This window comes from Bacillus sp. 220_BSPC (assembly GCF_001054655.1).
GTDB lineage: Bacteria > Bacillota > Bacilli > Bacillales > DSM-1321 > Peribacillus > Peribacillus frigoritolerans.
Window position 1 is genome coordinate 1 of sequence record NZ_JVPL01000195.1, and the last position, 15033, is coordinate 15033.

At 41.1% G+C, this 15033-nt stretch carries 15 protein-coding genes and 1 pseudogene; 10 read left to right on the forward strand and 6 right to left on the reverse strand.

Annotated features, from left to right (window positions below):
* Nucleotides 1-103: 103 nt before the first annotated feature.
* Together ADA55_RS30555 and ADA55_RS15115 are read right to left on the reverse strand one after the other, a co-directional pair.
* Nucleotides 104-391: a hypothetical protein gene (locus ADA55_RS30555; RefSeq protein WP_054399254.1), complete on the reverse strand. Its 288-nt coding sequence runs from the start codon at nucleotides 389-391 to the stop codon at nucleotides 104-106.
* The gene (locus ADA55_RS15115) at nucleotides 388-1335 is read right to left on the reverse strand and encodes an IS110 family transposase (protein ID WP_213068208.1); all 948 of its coding nucleotides are present in this window, start codon (nucleotides 1333-1335) and stop codon (nucleotides 388-390) included. The genes ADA55_RS30555 and ADA55_RS15115 overlap by 4 nt, the downstream gene beginning before the upstream one ends.
* Before the next feature lie 381 nt (nucleotides 1336-1716).
* Here ADA55_RS15115 and ADA55_RS15120 point away from each other — a divergent pair, with 381 nt between their 5' ends.
* The 3 genes from ADA55_RS15120 (at nucleotide 1717) to ADA55_RS15130 (ending at nucleotide 3439) form a co-directional block, all read left to right on the forward strand.
* Entirely contained in the window at nucleotides 1717-2172 is a 456-nt protein-coding gene (locus tag ADA55_RS15120) for an SRPBCC family protein (protein ID WP_048685347.1), read from the forward strand.
* Between the two features lie 112 nt (nucleotides 2173-2284).
* Nucleotides 2285-2620 (forward strand): ribonuclease E inhibitor RraB, encoded by a 336-nt coding sequence (locus tag ADA55_RS15125; RefSeq protein ID WP_048685351.1) that lies wholly within the window; start codon nucleotides 2285-2287, stop codon nucleotides 2618-2620.
* Nucleotides 2621-3250: 630 nt separating this feature from the next.
* Nucleotides 3251-3439 carry a DUF4083 domain-containing protein gene (locus tag ADA55_RS15130; protein ID WP_055348348.1) on the forward strand — a complete coding sequence of 63 codons (189 nt, stop codon included), beginning with the start codon at nucleotides 3251-3253 and terminating at the stop codon, nucleotides 3437-3439.
* Nucleotides 3440-3455: 16 nt separating this feature from the next.
* Here the strand turns inward: ADA55_RS15130 and ADA55_RS15135 are convergent, their stop codons facing one another.
* Nucleotides 3456-3998 carry a hypothetical protein gene (locus ADA55_RS15135; RefSeq protein WP_048685355.1) on the reverse strand — a complete coding sequence of 181 codons (543 nt, stop codon included), beginning with the start codon at nucleotides 3996-3998 and terminating at the stop codon, nucleotides 3456-3458.
* A gap of 272 nt (nucleotides 3999-4270) precedes the next feature.
* Here ADA55_RS15135 and ADA55_RS15140 point away from each other — a divergent pair, with 272 nt between their 5' ends.
* Nucleotides 4271-4456 carry a YjcZ family sporulation protein gene (locus ADA55_RS15140; protein ID WP_048685358.1) on the forward strand — a complete coding sequence of 62 codons (186 nt, stop codon included), beginning with the start codon at nucleotides 4271-4273 and terminating at the stop codon, nucleotides 4454-4456.
* Between the two features lie 68 nt (nucleotides 4457-4524).
* Here ADA55_RS15140 and ADA55_RS15145 read toward each other — a convergent pair whose 3' ends face one another.
* Nucleotides 4525-5367 (reverse strand): alpha/beta fold hydrolase, encoded by an 843-nt coding sequence (locus tag ADA55_RS15145; protein WP_048685365.1) that lies wholly within the window; start codon nucleotides 5365-5367, stop codon nucleotides 4525-4527.
* Nucleotides 5368-5655: 288 nt separating this feature from the next.
* Complete coding sequence (locus ADA55_RS15150) at nucleotides 5656-6432, reverse strand: 3-hydroxybutyrate dehydrogenase (protein WP_048685367.1); 777 nt, start codon at nucleotides 6430-6432, stop codon at nucleotides 5656-5658.
* A gap of 247 nt (nucleotides 6433-6679) precedes the next feature.
* On the opposite strand from ADA55_RS15150, the gene ADA55_RS15155 reads away from it, so the two are divergent.
* From ADA55_RS15155 to ADA55_RS15180, 6 genes are all read left to right on the forward strand, one after another.
* Nucleotides 6680-7627: a 3-hydroxyacyl-CoA dehydrogenase family protein gene (locus ADA55_RS15155; RefSeq protein WP_048685370.1), complete on the forward strand. Its 948-nt coding sequence runs from the start codon at nucleotides 6680-6682 to the stop codon at nucleotides 7625-7627.
* Nucleotides 7624-8799 (forward strand): acetyl-CoA C-acetyltransferase, encoded by a 1176-nt coding sequence (locus ADA55_RS15160; protein WP_048685373.1) that lies wholly within the window; start codon nucleotides 7624-7626, stop codon nucleotides 8797-8799. The genes ADA55_RS15155 and ADA55_RS15160 overlap by 4 nt, the downstream gene beginning before the upstream one ends.
* Nucleotides 8800-8863: 64 nt before the next feature.
* Nucleotides 8864-10534 (forward strand): sigma-54 interaction domain-containing protein, encoded by a 1671-nt coding sequence (locus ADA55_RS15165; RefSeq protein ID WP_048685378.1) that lies wholly within the window; start codon nucleotides 8864-8866, stop codon nucleotides 10532-10534.
* Nucleotides 10535-11140: 606 nt separating this feature from the next.
* A complete protein-coding gene (locus ADA55_RS15170) occupies nucleotides 11141-12526 on the forward strand; it encodes a GntP family permease (RefSeq protein ID WP_034309720.1) in 1386 nt (461 codons plus the stop codon).
* Nucleotides 12527-12558: 32 nt separating this feature from the next.
* Nucleotides 12559-13254, forward strand: a complete 696-nt coding sequence (locus ADA55_RS15175; RefSeq protein WP_034309718.1) for a CoA transferase subunit A — start codon at nucleotides 12559-12561, stop codon at nucleotides 13252-13254.
* 16 nt (nucleotides 13255-13270) lie between these two features.
* Complete coding sequence (locus ADA55_RS15180) at nucleotides 13271-13918, forward strand: 3-oxoacid CoA-transferase subunit B (RefSeq protein WP_048685380.1); 648 nt, start codon at nucleotides 13271-13273, stop codon at nucleotides 13916-13918.
* A gap of 328 nt (nucleotides 13919-14246) precedes the next feature.
* Here ADA55_RS15180 and ADA55_RS15185 read toward each other — a convergent pair.
* A pseudogene (locus ADA55_RS15185) lies at nucleotides 14247-14806 on the reverse strand (DUF6434 domain-containing protein).
* Nucleotides 14807-15033 lie beyond the last annotated feature (227 nt).

A 15033-nucleotide genomic window follows, 5' to 3' on the forward strand; every position in this document is an offset into this window, starting at 1 on the left:
TTTTTGTATGAAAACACTTTAGTGAAAGGCCATACTTAAATAAGCCCACCATATTCTAATTTTTTTGAAGGACGTAAATGTACTATGTCGTTATTTTAACTGGTTATGCAGTTTGTTGTTCAGATGGATCGATTGTATAGCCTTTCTTTTTTAGGTATTCGATCATTTTTAACTCTTTGTTATTTTGTTTTTCTTCAAGGTAATTTGAGCCTAGTTCTTGATAGGGTTCCCCTGTTTTTAAGATGTTGTAAGCAATCGTTAGTAGTAAATGAGCAGAAGCGATTCGTCCCTTCATTTTTCCCTGCCTTTTGGTAATCCTTTTTCGATGTGAAGCAATTCGATTATTTTGCCTTGATGTCGCTAGTACACACTCTACAGCCATCGTTTTCAAAGCTTTGTTACCTTGTGTGGTTTTACTCGTTTTTTTTTACCAGCACTTTCGTAATTTCCAGGACTCACACCAGCCCAAGAGGCAAGATGTTTAGCTGACTTAAATACGGACATATCAACGCCCATCTCTGCAATAAAAGTAGCTGCGGCAGCTTTGTTCACACCAGGTATTCCATCCAATAATTCTACTTCCTTACGATAGGGGGACAGGAGTTGATCGATTTGTTTTTCCAATTCTTCTATGGCTTTTTCTAAATAACTCATATGCTCCCAATGGTAACGCAACATATCACGATGATGACGGCGAATACGACCATTAATTGCACTGGCAATGTCAGTAATACTTGCCTTTGTTCGCCAATCCACCATTTTTCGAAGACCATCGGTCTCTATTTTTTCACCGTTTAGAATCGCTTCAAGGATACGGCGTCCCGATACACCAAAAATGTCTGATAATACGGATGTTAGCTTGATATTAGCATCTTGAAGAATTTTGTGAATGCGATTCTGTTCTGATGTGCGATGATGAATCAATTTTTTTCGATAACGAGTAAGATCTCGTAAATCACGAATATCCTCCGGTGGTACAAAATTGCTTTCAATAAGTCCACATCTTAGAAGCTTGGCAAGCCATTCGGCATCTTTCACATCAGTTTTACGTCCTGGAACATTTTTGACATGTCTTGCATTGGCAAGAACAAGGTGAAAAGAACCTTCGAGTATATTCCATATTGGTTTCCAGTAGACTCCGGTACTTTCCATCACAACATCGGATACCTGAAGGGTAGCGAGCCAATCACTTAAAGCCAAGAGTCCTGTTGTTGTAGTTGAAAATGTTTCAATAGAGGTCTTTGGCTTTTGATCTAATGGACCAAATAATACACAGGCTACTACTGTTTCTTGGTGTACATCTAGGCCAGCACACCGTTCAATCATTGCTTCCATAGGAGAAATCACCTCAAAAAAAGATTAACAATACATATGACAGGAGATTTGTTACAAAAATTTTTGTATACGTACTAGCAGTACACTAAATGGTTCTTCCATACTGTCACAACCAGTTTCTTATACAGGGTATCTTCCTTAAGATCCACCAAAAAAAGTTCAGCCTGGTTGTATTGTTATCATCCATTATTGTCAAGGGGTTAATGGGTTAGACTCTATTTTGAGTTTAGATTTTCGTAGTAGATGGTGGCGGCGAGGAGCGCCGCCATAGAAGTTTCTTATGGAGCAGACAGGGAAGGATAAGGGAATGATAGCTAGGTATAATTTGCTTTAACGAGCTATAATGATGGATAGAAAGTGCTTATATAAGGAGATTGAAAAATGCCTGTTATAGAGTATCAACAATTTATTAAAGCCCCAGTTGAATTATGTTTTGACCTAGCGAGGAGTGTGGATATCCATACCAAAACGACAGCGAACACAAAGGAAATGGCTGTTGATGGTGTGACAGAAGGGCTATTAGAGGAGGGAGATACTGTTACTTGGGAAGCCATTCACTTTGGTATTAAACAAAGGCTGAAAGCCAAAGTGACACTAATGGAAAAACCAAATAAGTTTGTAGATATTATGGTGAAGGGTGCCTTCCATTCCTTCGTACACACACATCAGTTTATAGAAGAACCAGGCGGAACTATAATGATGGATACATTTCAATATAAGTCACCGTTCGGTCCAATTGGAGTATTAGCTGATAAGTTGTTTTTAGAAAAGTATATGAGAGCATTTATCGTTTCTCGTGCAAAGGCACTGAAAAAGATTGCCGAGAATATGCAATAACCTTGTTTAATGCCTTACTCTAAATATCATGGGTTGCTACGGCAGCCTTTTTATGTCCCCTAGTACCAAGAAGAACTAATTCACTGATTAAGAAGGAAGGAGATGATGGATAATGAAATTATTCCCTAAAAAATTCCCTAACGATGAAGATGGGCAAGTGTTAAAAATGCTATATAAACAAGGTGTTGATTTTAATGAGCCACAAGATGTAGAATTTTTTATTGCGGTTCCAGACAAACAGAGTGGTGAAGCTGTATTAAAATCATTCAAAGATGACGGGCTTATTTGTGAATTAGAACAAGATGATGAAACAGAAGAGTGGACTTGTTATTGTTTAATGAAAATGCTTTTAAATTACGAAGAAATTATTGATATACAAAAACGACTTGATGGACTAAGTATACCTTATGGTGGGCAAACAGATGGATGGGGAGTAATGATTGATTAATAGCTGTACTTTGTTAAAAAAATATCAGTTCAAATAGAACTAATGGGTGCTTAGCTGAAGTTCGGAGCTGTCTTTATAACCGGCACCCTAAAGATTAGCAAATGGCTCGGCTCAGCGGTACAACCGTGTTAGGCCCGCGGATACAACCGACCTTTAATTATAATTACGGATCAAACCGTTTGCAGCGATCAGATCTTTTCTTTTGTTTTTATAAGAATAACACAAGTAGAACAAATGTTCCAGTTTAAATGTGTAAAATTATTACTTTTTTTTGAATGTCACTCTTGTAGTTATTTCTCATAAAGACTAAGGTGCCAGGGGAGCAAGACAGCCTATGTATTATCGGGCTGTGCACTTATGCTATAATTATCCAATAAAGGAGCAATCTTATGACGGCGTTAATTATATCAATATATATAACTATTACACTTGTATCGCTCTTTACCTTCGCTGGACCTTATTCTCCATTGTGGTACTTGCAGTCGGTATCCCTATACATATCCTAATAGTACTTACACAAATATATAAAGAAATAATAGTGATATCTAAAAAACTATAGTAATAGTTTTTGTCGACTCCATGTCCTGACCAGTAGATATAAGTTATAGTTAATCCGAAAAAAGGAAAGGAGTGGGTTCTTTGGGTTTCAATATCGGTGATTTAGTATATCAACTTATTATGTTTATTTTGTTGTTTGGTATGATTTTTGCGGTTTACTTTTTTGTTCGTTCTCTTCTTGCAAGGTCAAACAAAACCAATAGCATAGAACAAAAACTTGATAGAGTAATTGAGCTGCTTGAAAAGGATAAAAGAGAGTAATTTCTTTTTATCCTTTTCATTTTTTTGTTTCCTGGTTAGGTCCATAAGAAGTCGAATATAACTTAGTGATTTCATCTAGTGCAAAAAAGATTATGGAGCATATAACCGCAAAGATAAAGAAACCTCCCGGGTCAATAAAGTATGTAGCCAATCCGAAACCAATATGTATGAATCCAGATAACCAGAAACGTATATTGGAAAACTTCATTGAGATGAATTCAGAAATTAGTGATACTGGTAAACCATAAAAGAAATTTCCAATCAAACTATAAAAAAGCACAACCATAATGATCAGGAGATCTCCATCCAATTTAAAGGATGGTTCTTCAAAAAACGAGACTAGAAATAAACCAATTGTAAAGATCACTGATGAGTAGAAGGCCACTTTAATTTTTCTGAATTTGTCTTTAAACAGAAATTTCCTAATGACAGGAAATACGAACGCAATCGTTATAAAAGCGAGTAACGTTTTAATTATTATTGGAGTAGTTGAAACAAGTATGATTGTAAACAGAACAGCCATGGAAAAAACAAGAATATAAGAATTTCCTTTTAACATAAATACCCCGGACCTTTTTACCTTCATTGTACAATAAGCTTGAATTAGTGGGAATTGGATGTCGCAAACAATCATTAATTTCAATGAGTGAATAAGGTGTCAGGCGGAGCTGTATGAAATCTCCAAACAGTAAAATAGGCGCTGATAAACTGTTAATTTTAGGTCGTGCGGGTGGTTGAAAAAAGTTTCTGGTGATTTTTGTGTCATTATCCTATTTAGAACATAAGTTGAATTAACCCATTTAATTTTTTCCTCCTAAAACAAATAAGGAGATGTTTCTATTGTCAAATTGTGGTCATGATTCAAATTGCGGTAACGATGTTGGTGGATTTGGTGGCGGTTTCGCTTTTATAGTCGTATTGTTTATCCTCTTAATCATCGTTGGAGCTGCTTGTTTCGGCGGCGATAGAGGTAACGATTGCTGTTATCCCGTTCAAGGATATGGCGGTTTCTGCTAACGAATGTATAAAGAAAAGCCGACCTTTATTGGTCGGCTTCCTTTATGCTGATTTATTGGCTTATTCCTTTATCGTGAAGTAAGCTTTATGACTGAATCGATAATCATATCCCAGTCTTCACTATGAATTTCATGCCCTGATCCATCAAGTGTCACTAATTCAGCTTGAGGGATGGCTTTCGCAAGAGCAAGTCCGTGCTCGTATGGCAAGGCTGGATCTTCTGTGCCGTGAATGATGAGGACAGGTACGGAAATCTCACCCATTCGATCGAAATATTCGTCTCCTCCAGCAAGCATGGCATGATTGAATCTGCTCGGTATCTGCTTGGCACGGTCTGCCTCTCTTTTTGCCAGTTTATACATTCTTTCCTGCTCATAAGGTTTGGTACCGGCTAAAGTTTTCCATCCATCCGCAAGATAAGCGATGACCGTCTCCCGATTTGACCAATCAATGGAAGCACTTTTTGCATGATGGTCCAATATGCTCTGATCCATTGGAGGCAGTTTTTCCATTACAGTCCCGAACACGCTTGATGCAATTAGCGTAAGCGTATTTACGCGTTCCGGATATCTTAAAGCAAGAATCTGTCCGATCATACCGCCTAGGGACATCCCAACGATAGAAGCACGTTCTATGGAATAAGCGTCCAGGACACCCGCTGCATCGTCAGCCAAATCCGTTATTGTATAGTTGGAGGTACCGGGTTCATAAACGGTAGACCGTCCCAGATCCCGATGGTCGTAGCGAATCACAAATCTCCCCGAATCGGCAAGGCGGAGACAGAAATCATCATCCCACCAATCTAATGAAGACATCGCTCCCATGATCAAAAGCACGGCAGGGTCCTTAGGGTTTCCAAAACTTTCAGTACATATATCGACTTTATTAATTTTCAGTATCTGTTCACTCATGTTTTTTACCTCCGTATTAAATATTATCCAATAGCCGTTACGATGGCGCAGATCAATATATACTTACCGGAGCATGATGATTGGCCTGCGCTTTTCATTATCGCAGTCTAACCCACTTAATAATCATGACGCGGCCTCCTTTTAATAGTGTGAAATGGGAGGTATCCCTATATTACTTTAACATGGGGGATATCTTTTCGTCACCAAATTTTCCCACATTTCCATACAGAAAACCCCGAATACAGGGCACTTTTTGGTGCCATTTATTCGGGGTTTTTAACATGCATTTTATTGAGCGGTATATCCGCCATCTAATACGACTGCCTGGCCTGTGATGCCCCGAGCTTTGTCGCTTGCAAGGAAAATGGCGTAGTCGGCAATTTCACTTACATCGAGTAAGCGGTTTTGTGGGACAAGTGGATAGATGACCTCTTCCAAAACACTTTCTAACGGTACCTGTCTTGTTTTTGCCAGGTCCTCCAATTGACCGCGGACGAGAGGCGTGTCTACGTATCCTGGGCAAAGGGCATTGACGGTTATGCCAAAAGAGGCGCTTTCCAGGGCGGCGACTTTCGTCAAGCCGATTACACCGTGTTTGGCACTATTGTATGCTGCTTTGTTGGCGAATCCAATCAGGCCGTTAATGGAAGAGATGTTGATGATTCTGCCGAAGCCTTGTTCTTTCATGATTGGCAAAACGTTCTTAATTGAAATGAATGGAGCGGTCAGCATGATTTTGATCATCAGTTCAAATTTTTCAGTTGGAAACTCTTCAATTGGTGCAACATGCTGAAGGCCGGCGTTATTGATGAAAATATCGATTCGTCCATATTTGTCTTTAGCTTGTTTGATTAGTTGGATAATATCCTCTTCACTTGTTACGTCAGCTTTTAAACCGATAACCTCCAAGCCGTTGTTCCTTAGGTCTTGAGCAGCTTTTTCAACAGTGTCTTGATCAAGGTCGGACAAAACGACCTTTGCTCCATTTTCAGCAAATATCTTTCCGATCTCAAAGCCGATTCCTCTAGCAGATCCGGTAATTATCGCCACTTTATCTTTAACCATATTACATTCCTCCAATAAAAAATGTAATGGTCCAAGTCTGTCATTTTATGTCGTGAACAGGGAAGTATTCCGTAGAGTAAATATAAAAAGGGAAGGTTATAAAAATATGGTTTAGGTTAATGAGTAAGAGTCTATCATGATTTTCAAGATAAAAAAAGAATTTTATTTCCCCTTATCGTTGGCATGGATATTGCATATATAAAAAGGTGAGTAAATAAAGGTAATTGAAACGGAAAGGGGAAGCTGGATGATTAAAAAAATAGCCATTATCGGTTCAGGTGTAATGGGTAGTGGGATCGCTCAGTCTTTTGCAGTTAGCGGGTATTTCGTCACCATTAACGATATAAAGGAAGAGCTGCTATACTATGCCCAAAATCGAATTTCTGAGAATCTATCACTGCTCATGGAAGAAGGGGCTTTGACTGATCGGGAAAAGCAAGGTGCATTAGCGAATATTACATACAGCGTGGACTTGAAAGGGGCAGTAAGGGATGCTGATTTTATCATTGAGGCGATTCCGGAAGTCATCGAGCTGAAATTAAATCTATATCAGCAACTGGAGGAAATAATCAAACCGGATGCAATTGTTGCTTCAAATACATCGACCTTTCCGATTTCCCAATTGATGGAAAAGGTTTCGTTTGCGGAGCGAATGGTCATCACGCATTTCTTTAATCCTGGCCATTTGGTTCCATTGGTTGAAATTGTTCAGCATGACGAAACGAAGCCGGAAATCGTCAAGACAACCATGGATTTAATGCGTAAAATCGGCAAGTCTCCGATTCTCTTGAAAAAAGAAATAGCAGGATTCATTGCCAATCGTCTCCAGACTGCCTTGATGCGTGAAGCCTTTTATCTATTAAAAGAGGGCGTTGCCGATGCCGAGGATATCGATACGGCGATAACGGCTGGACCAGGTTTCCGCTGGGCATTTACCGGGCCGATCGAGATTGCCGATTTTGGCGGACTTGATACATGGCAGCGTGTTTTCGATAATGTTTCACCGGTTTTGGACCAGAGTAAGGAAGCGCCTGAGTTGATTCGTGATTTGGTGGCTGAGGGAAAGCTTGGGACGAAGTCGGGAGAAGGCATTTTTACGTATGAAGAATCTACCGTTTCTCAGAAAATCAATGAGAGGGACCGTAATTTTATTAAACTGGGAAAATTAAAAATGGAGAAGGAGGAAGTATTATGAGAGAAGTAGTGATTGTAGGGGCAGCAAGAACACCGGTTGGTGCGTTTGGAGGCAGTCTTGCCAATGTTTCGGCGGTTGACTTGGGAGTTGTGGCAGCTAAGGAAGCGATTAAGCGGGCAAATATTTCGGCTGACATGATCGATGAGGTATTGGTTGGGAATATTCTATCTGCTGGATTAGGGCAAAATGTGGCACGTCAGGTTGCGATTCATGCAGGGATTCCGGAAACGACGCCGGCCATGGCCATTAATAAACTTTGCGGATCTGGCCTCCGTACGGTCATAATGGGAGCGCAATTCATTGCCCTTGGAGATGCAGATGTGATTCTTGCCGGGGGGATTGAAAGCATGAGCAATGCTCCGTATTTACTTCCAAATTATCGTTTTGGGCAGAAAATGGGTAATGCCGAAGCGGTGGATTCAATGACTTATGACGCCTTAACGGATGTATTTAATCAATATCATATGGGCGTGACTGCAGAGAATATTGCCGAGCAGTGGGAAATCAGCCGTGAAAAGCAGGATGAATTTGCTTTAGATAGTCAAATGAAGGCTGAAAAGGCGCAGCTTGAAGGACGATTTGCAGAGGAAATCGCACCTGTTGAATATAAACGGAGAGGAAAGACGATCTTGGTGGACCAAGATGAACACCCGCGTCATGGGCTGACGATAGATCAGCTAACGAAGCTGCGTCCTGCATTTAAGGAAAATGGAACGGTTACGGCAGGTAATGCCTCCGGAATCAATGATGGGGGTGCGATGTTAGTCCTGATGTCTAAAGAAAAAGCGGACGAGCTGGGACTGGAAGCATTAGCGACAATCAAGTCATATGCAAACGCCGCGCTTGATCCGAAAATCATGGGATATGGTCCAGTTCCTGCGACAAGGAAAGCTTTGGCAAAAGCGGGATTGACAATAGATGATATTGAATTGATGGAAGTGAATGAAGCCTTTGCGGCACAGTCACTCGCCGTGCTTAATGACCTTGAATTGAAGCCGGAGAAAGTGAATGTGAATGGCGGGGCGATTGCCCTTGGTCATCCGGTAGGCGCTTCCGGTGCCCGCATCTTAGTGACGTTATTGTATGAAATGAAGCGCCGGGATGCAAAAACCGGCCTTGCCACCTTATGTATCGGCGGCGGACAGGGAACTGCGCTGATTGTGGAACGGTAATGACTTGGCCTCATTTTCCTATGATATAATGGAGGAAACTTCAGACGGTTTAAGGAGAGTAGGAATGGCCAGCGATAATGAAACTATTCAATTGGAATTAGTGAAAGCGATATTGGAAGAATTGCCTTTTGGTGTTTTGGTAACGAAAAACGAAAAAGAAATCGTTCTATGCAATCGCGTATTATCCGAGGCTTTTGCTGAGAATCAATTTGATCAGCAAATACATTTGATTTTAGAAAAAAACCTTGTACCAGCTGTAAATACTCCGATCCGTTTGAATGAGAATAATGGGATTGTCAGAAAAGCCATCATTCAAATGGGTGAAGGGGAGTATCAGATTTACCTCCTATTATTTACAAATAATAAAAGTGATTTTCTTAATATCGATAATCATGAAGAACTTCTGTTTAAGGATATTATCGAGTTTGCCTATGACGGCTTGGTGATGGTCGATACGAAAGGGTATGTCCAAATGCTGAGCCTCGCTTATGCGGATTTTCTTGGGGTCGATCAGGAAAGCTCCATAGGGAAACATGTAACGGAGGTCATTGAAAACACCCGTATGCATGTGGTCGCCAAAACTGGCAAGCAAGAGGTCGCCGAATTACAAAAAATTAAAGATAATTATATAATTGCGACCCGTTCCCCGATAAGGAAACAAGGCAAGTTAATAGGGGCGGTCGGGAAGATTCTTTTTAAGAATGTCGGGCAATTCACCGCTCTTTCCAAGCGGATAAATTCACTTGAAGTAGAGCTGAAAAAGTACAAAGGCGATTTTCGCGAGAGAAATAAGGCCTCATATACGTTTGATCATTTGATGGGCAGAAGTCCCGCTTTCATGGAAGTGAAAGGTCAGGCCAAAATTGCCGCTAAAAGCGACTCGAATGTTTTGATTTTGGGTGAAAGCGGAACAGGTAAGGAGCTGTTTGCCCATTCCATTCATAATGACAGCAGACGGGCGATGGGTGTGTTTGTCAAAGTGAACTGTGCCGCTATCCCGGCGGAGCTGCTGGAGTCAGAGCTATTTGGCTATGAAGAGGGATCCTTCACTGGTGCAAAAAAAGGCGGAAAAGCAGGTAAGTTCGAAGCGGCTGAAGGCGGTACGATTTTTTTGGATGAAATCGGTGAGCTGCCACTGCATATGCAGGTGAAGCTGCTCCGTGTTTTACAAGAGAAAGAGATTGAGAGGGTCGGTTCGACGGGAAGTATTCCGATTGATGTACGGGTAATCGCTGCAACGAACCGTAATCTGGAGGAAATGGTCTCGAAAGGGGAGTTCCGGCTTGATATGTATTACCGGTTGAAGGTCCTGCAAATCCATGTTCCTTCCTTAAGGGAGCGACCGGAGGACATTGAAATACTGGTAAATCATCTTGTTGAAAAGTACCAGAATCTCATGAAGAAACGCGTAAAAGGGATGAGCGATCAAGCATTGCGTCTGCTTCGTCTTTATAAATGGCCGGGGAATATTCGTGAGTTGGAGAATATCATTGAACGCGCAATGAATATAGTTGAAGAAGGGGAAATGATACGTTCCAAGCATCTCCCTATAGAAATAACGGGTCATAAAGAAGCTGTCTCGATCCGCACCTTGGCTGAAGTAATGGATGAAACCGAACGGGATGCAATCGTTTCCTGTTTGGAAATGACTTCAGGCAATAAATCAGAAACGGCAAAGAGACTCGGAGTGAGCCGAACAACACTGTATGAAAAAATGAATAAATATGGTTTATGATTGAAGAAAGGACCCTTTTGCCAAAGGGTTCAGACTGCAGGCAAATTCGAAGAAAATCGAGTTTGCCTGCAGTTTTTTCATTTTAAAAACGTGCAAGGTGCTTTCAGAATTCCGCTCCCTTTCCGCCGAATGTAAGCGAATGCCTGAATCCCCCTCCCCATGCTTTTACTAGCAAATATTCGAGTGTGTTAGGAAATCCGTACATAAAACGAGAGCGAATGTAAATGTTGTAAGAAAAGGCTTACACTTTTTTGGGGTTTATCCTTGAGTGTGCAGAAACCTTGACAGTTTTAAGGGATTTTAGGGAAGGAAATGTTTGAAAAAGCTTTAAAAGATGAGATTTTTCCTTGTATTTAAGTTGGCACAATAATTGCATAATTACTTAGTGAATGGCCCATCTGTCATTTTATATTGAGTTTCCACGTAAAATGAAAAGGGATTATTGAAAGCGTTATCAATATTTAGGGAAATCATTCAGCTTGACTTGGGGAAGGCAGGCTTGGATGGTAAAGCGCAAAAATTAAAAATATGGAATTTAGGAGATTACTAGTTCTATTTAACGGCTTCCGAATTATTTTGGGGCAAGGGAGAAAAGGGGGAATTGAATTGGTGATTCAAATTTTAGCCATTGTGGTGGCGCTGGGACTTTTAATCTTTTTAGCCTACCGGGGCTATCCGGTCATTATCATAGCGCCGATTGTTACTTTATTGGCGGTCATTTTATCCGGCGGACATTTGCTGCCAAGTTATACAGAGACATATATGACGTTTGCGGCTAACTATATAAAAGCGTTTTTCCCGATATTTTTATTAGGGGCCGTATTTGGAAAGGTCATGGAGATGAGCGGTGCAGCTGCATCCATTGCCAAGACCATCGTAAAATCACTAGGCTCGAAGCAGGCTATTCTTGCTGTAGTGCTGGCGTGCTCGGCGCTGACATACGGCGGGGTTTCATTGTTTGTAGTGGCATTCGCCGTTTATCCATTTGCAGCGGCAATTTTCAAAGAAGCAGACATTCCAAAAAGACTATTGCCGGGAACGATAGCATTGGGCGCCTTCACATATACGATGGATGCCCTTCCTGGAACACCTCAAATTCAAAATATCATTCCAACGAATTATTTCGGAACAGATACTTATGCAGCTCCAATCATGGGGATTATTGGCGCAATCATGGTATTCACTGGAGGAATGATCTGGTTAGAGCGTCGCCGTAAACAAGCGGTGGCAAATGGTGAAGGCTACGGGGAAGGACATATCAATGAACCAGAAAGTGCAGAACAGCAAAACCTGCCTAACTTTTGGCTGTCCATCGTACCGCTCATCCTTGTCGTAGCGTTTAATTTTGCTTTCAGCCGCAGTGCCATTTCGGTTAAGCACTGGTATGATGCTTCGATGCTGAAGGAAACTTTCAACATTGCCGATGTAAGCACAGTCACTTCATCCTGGTCTTTGATTGTTGCATTGGCCATCGGTATCATTGCAGCGATGCTTCTGAATGTTGGACGCATCAAGGTCAAATTGGCAAGTGGATTAACAGCTGCGGCAATGGGATCATTGCTTGCCATATTCAATACTGCATCTGAAGTTGGTTTTGGGAATGTGGTGAAAACACTTCCTGGATTCTCGGTCATTCAAAACTGGGTGTTCAATGCAAGCGGTAATCCGCTCGTATCCGAAGCTATTGCCGTCAATGTGTTGGCAGGGATTACCGGATCCGCATCAGGTGGACTTTCGATTGCGCTAGAAGTGATGGGAAGTCACTATTTGCAGGTGGCCCAAAGTGTCGGGATCACCCCGGAAATGCTTCATCGAATAGCATCCATGGCATCTGGCGGAATGGATACGCTGCCGCATAATGGTGCCGTCATTACCTTGCTTGCCATTACTGGACTGACACATCGCCAATCTTACAAGGATATTTTTGCGATTACGATTTTAAAAACAGTGACCGTGTTCATCATAGCTTTTGCAACATCACTGTTTATTTAATAGAATAGTATTAAGAATGGAGATGATGGAAAATGAGTAAATTATTAACATCTTTTGATAGCGCTATTCAACAAATCGAGGATGGAGCAACCATTATCGTAGGCGGGTTCGGATTAAGCGGAATACCAGAAAAACTAATCATTGCTTTGCGTAACAAAGGTGTAAAGGATTTGACGATTGTCAGCAACAATTGCGGTGTCGATGACTGGGGTCTCGGTCTATTGCTTGAAAACAAACAAATCAAAAAAATGATCGCTTCTTATGTTGGGGAAAATAAGTTATTTGAACAGCAATTTTTAAGCGGCGAGCTGGAGGTCGAACTAGTTCCCCAAGGAACGCTGGCCGAGCGTTTAAGAGCGGGTGGAGCGGGAATTCCTGCCTTTTATACAGCTACAGGAGTAGGGACGGAAGTCGCAAAAGGTAAAGAACATAAAGAGTTTGATGGCCGCACATACATTATGGAAAAAGGAATAGTCGGAGATTTTGCCTTTGTAAAAGCCTGGAAAGCAGATCATTTCGGTAATCTTGTATACCGGAAAACGGCAAGGAATTTTAACCCTGTCGTTGCCACCGCAGGGAAAGTCACGCTTGTCGAAGTGGAGGAGCTTGTGGGCACAGGGGAGCTCGATCCAGATGAAATTCATACTTCAGGGGTTTATGTACAAAAAGTGCTTGTAGGAAATGACTATGAAAAACGAATTGAAAGACTTACAACTGCTAACGCATAAAAAGGAGGAGTATCGAATGACTAGACAACTAATTTTAGAACGGGCCGTTAAAGAAATCAAAGATGGGATGTGTGTGAATTTAGGGATTGGAATGCCGACCTTGATTGCCAACATGATACCAAATGACTTTAATGTCATGCTTCAATCGGAAAATGGCTTACTCGGAATCGGGCCTTATCCCCAAAAGGATCAAGTTGATCCGGATTTGATCAATGCAGGAAAAGAAACGGTAACGGCAAAAGCGGGGGCATCATTTTTTGATAGCGCTGAATCATTCGCGATGATTCGCGGCGGCCACATTGATCTAGCCATTTTAGGCGGGATGGAAGTTTCCGAGAATGGGGACTTGGCAAACTGGATGATTCCAGGGAAGATGGTAAAAGGGATGGGAGGAGCGATGGACCTCGTCCAAGGCGCAAAACGAATTGTTGTCATCATGGACCATGTGAACAAGCACGGGGAATCCAAAGTGAAAAAAAGCTGTACATTGCCATTGACGGGAGAAAAAGTCGTCCATTGCCTGATTACCGAACTGGCCGTTTTTCAATTTACAGACGCTGGCATGGAATTGATTGAATTGCAAAATGGCGTAACACTTGATGAAGTGAAAAGTAAAACAGAGGCTGACTTTACAATAAGCCCCTCTATTGAAATCAAAGCGTAAGGTTAAGAGATTAATAAAATAATACATGATTAGACGGCTTTCATTCGCAAACGGGCGAACGGAAGCCGTCTAATTTTTTTGGGGAAATTCCATTTCTATTAATGAAGGAACGACAGGCCTTTTCACCTCAGTTATCAATACTTGGCAGACAGTCGGCGGAAAGGGAGCGGATTTCTGAAGGAGGGGATGTGTAAGGATTTCCACTCCAGGCACTCGCTTTCCGCGGGCGGTCTGGGAGCCTTTCCCGCAGGAGTCTCGTACCTTCCGTTCCAATCAACTGGAACTTCTAATATTCAAATCACTTTACAGTATAAATGTTAAGGTGTCCTTATATTTCATTATTAGGTTCATATTTGTTGCTTCCAGGAAGTTTTTTGATCTTATTCCAGGCTTCAATTGCTTCTGCACGACTTTTACCTTGATTTTCCGGATCAGCAAAGAAGTCACTAGTGAATGGATTGTATTCAATTGAGGTGCAATCTTTTTCTTGAATGTGGGGTCTTTCTTTCGTTCTTCTTCCTCATATCAAGCATCTACAACATCACGATACGTTTTTCCTTCGTTACTTTTAAAGTAGTTTTGAATATATGTTGAAAAATGAAATTTAGGGATAACAGTCTTGAAAAAGGCTCTCACATCTTGACTACAACGATGGTTTTCTGTAATGACTGTATCAAGGCTTAAATGTACTTGAGGTTCAACCGTCATGATTTTTGTTTTTCTAATAGGATTTTTTATCTCTCCTGACCGAAGAAATGTTTCAATCCTATGGGAAATTTCTATCTTTGAACCAGTAGAACTTATCCCGTTTTCCCTGCAAAACGTTTGCAATTCCTCTTTCAACCAATAGAAATATTTGAAACTCTCAATGCTAGTATTAGGTCTCAAACAAAACACTTCCTTAAATTCTATTATATACCATTATAGAACGGATGTTCTTGTTGTTCAAAACAACAAATTCCAAAACAACAATTTACGAAAAAAAAGCCTTTAGAAAAAAACACAGTCAGCTCATCTTGAAACATGTTGAAGACTAGATTATTCTTCATGTTTTTATACTGTAACCCTTAATGGATGGAAGAAATTTGCGACACTCCTGCCGAGTAACTGGCTAG

What these genes read in the sequence shown, in the direction of transcription:
- ADA55_RS15155 (WP_048685370.1), top strand. Translation starts at nt 6,680, where the DNA reads ATGATTAAAAAAATAGCCATTATCGGTTCAGGTGTAATGGGTAGTGGG.
- ADA55_RS15135 (WP_048685355.1), bottom strand. Translation starts at nt 3,998, where the DNA reads ATGTTAAAAGGAAATTCTTATATTCTTGTTTTTTCCATGGCTGTTCTG.
- ADA55_RS15145 (WP_048685365.1), bottom strand. Translation starts at nt 5,367, where the DNA reads ATGAGTGAACAGATACTGAAAATTAATAAAGTCGATATATGTACTGAA.
- ADA55_RS15150 (WP_048685367.1), bottom strand. Translation starts at nt 6,432, where the DNA reads ATGGTTAAAGATAAAGTGGCGATAATTACCGGATCTGCTAGAGGAATC.
- ADA55_RS15125 (WP_048685351.1), top strand. Translation starts at nt 2,285, where the DNA reads ATGAAATTATTCCCTAAAAAATTCCCTAACGATGAAGATGGGCAAGTG.
- ADA55_RS15160 (WP_048685373.1), top strand. Translation starts at nt 7,624, where the DNA reads ATGAGAGAAGTAGTGATTGTAGGGGCAGCAAGAACACCGGTTGGTGCG.
- ADA55_RS15165 (WP_048685378.1), top strand. Translation starts at nt 8,864, where the DNA reads ATGGCCAGCGATAATGAAACTATTCAATTGGAATTAGTGAAAGCGATA.
- ADA55_RS15115 (WP_213068208.1), bottom strand. Translation starts at nt 1,335, where the DNA reads ATGGAAGCAATGATTGAACGGTGTGCTGGCCTAGATGTACACCAAGAA.
- ADA55_RS15175 (WP_034309718.1), top strand. Translation starts at nt 12,559, where the DNA reads ATGAGTAAATTATTAACATCTTTTGATAGCGCTATTCAACAAATCGAG.
- ADA55_RS15140 (WP_048685358.1), top strand. Translation starts at nt 4,271, where the DNA reads ATGTTTCTATTGTCAAATTGTGGTCATGATTCAAATTGCGGTAACGAT.
- ADA55_RS15180 (WP_048685380.1), top strand. Translation starts at nt 13,271, where the DNA reads ATGACTAGACAACTAATTTTAGAACGGGCCGTTAAAGAAATCAAAGAT.
- ADA55_RS15120 (WP_048685347.1), top strand. Translation starts at nt 1,717, where the DNA reads ATGCCTGTTATAGAGTATCAACAATTTATTAAAGCCCCAGTTGAATTA.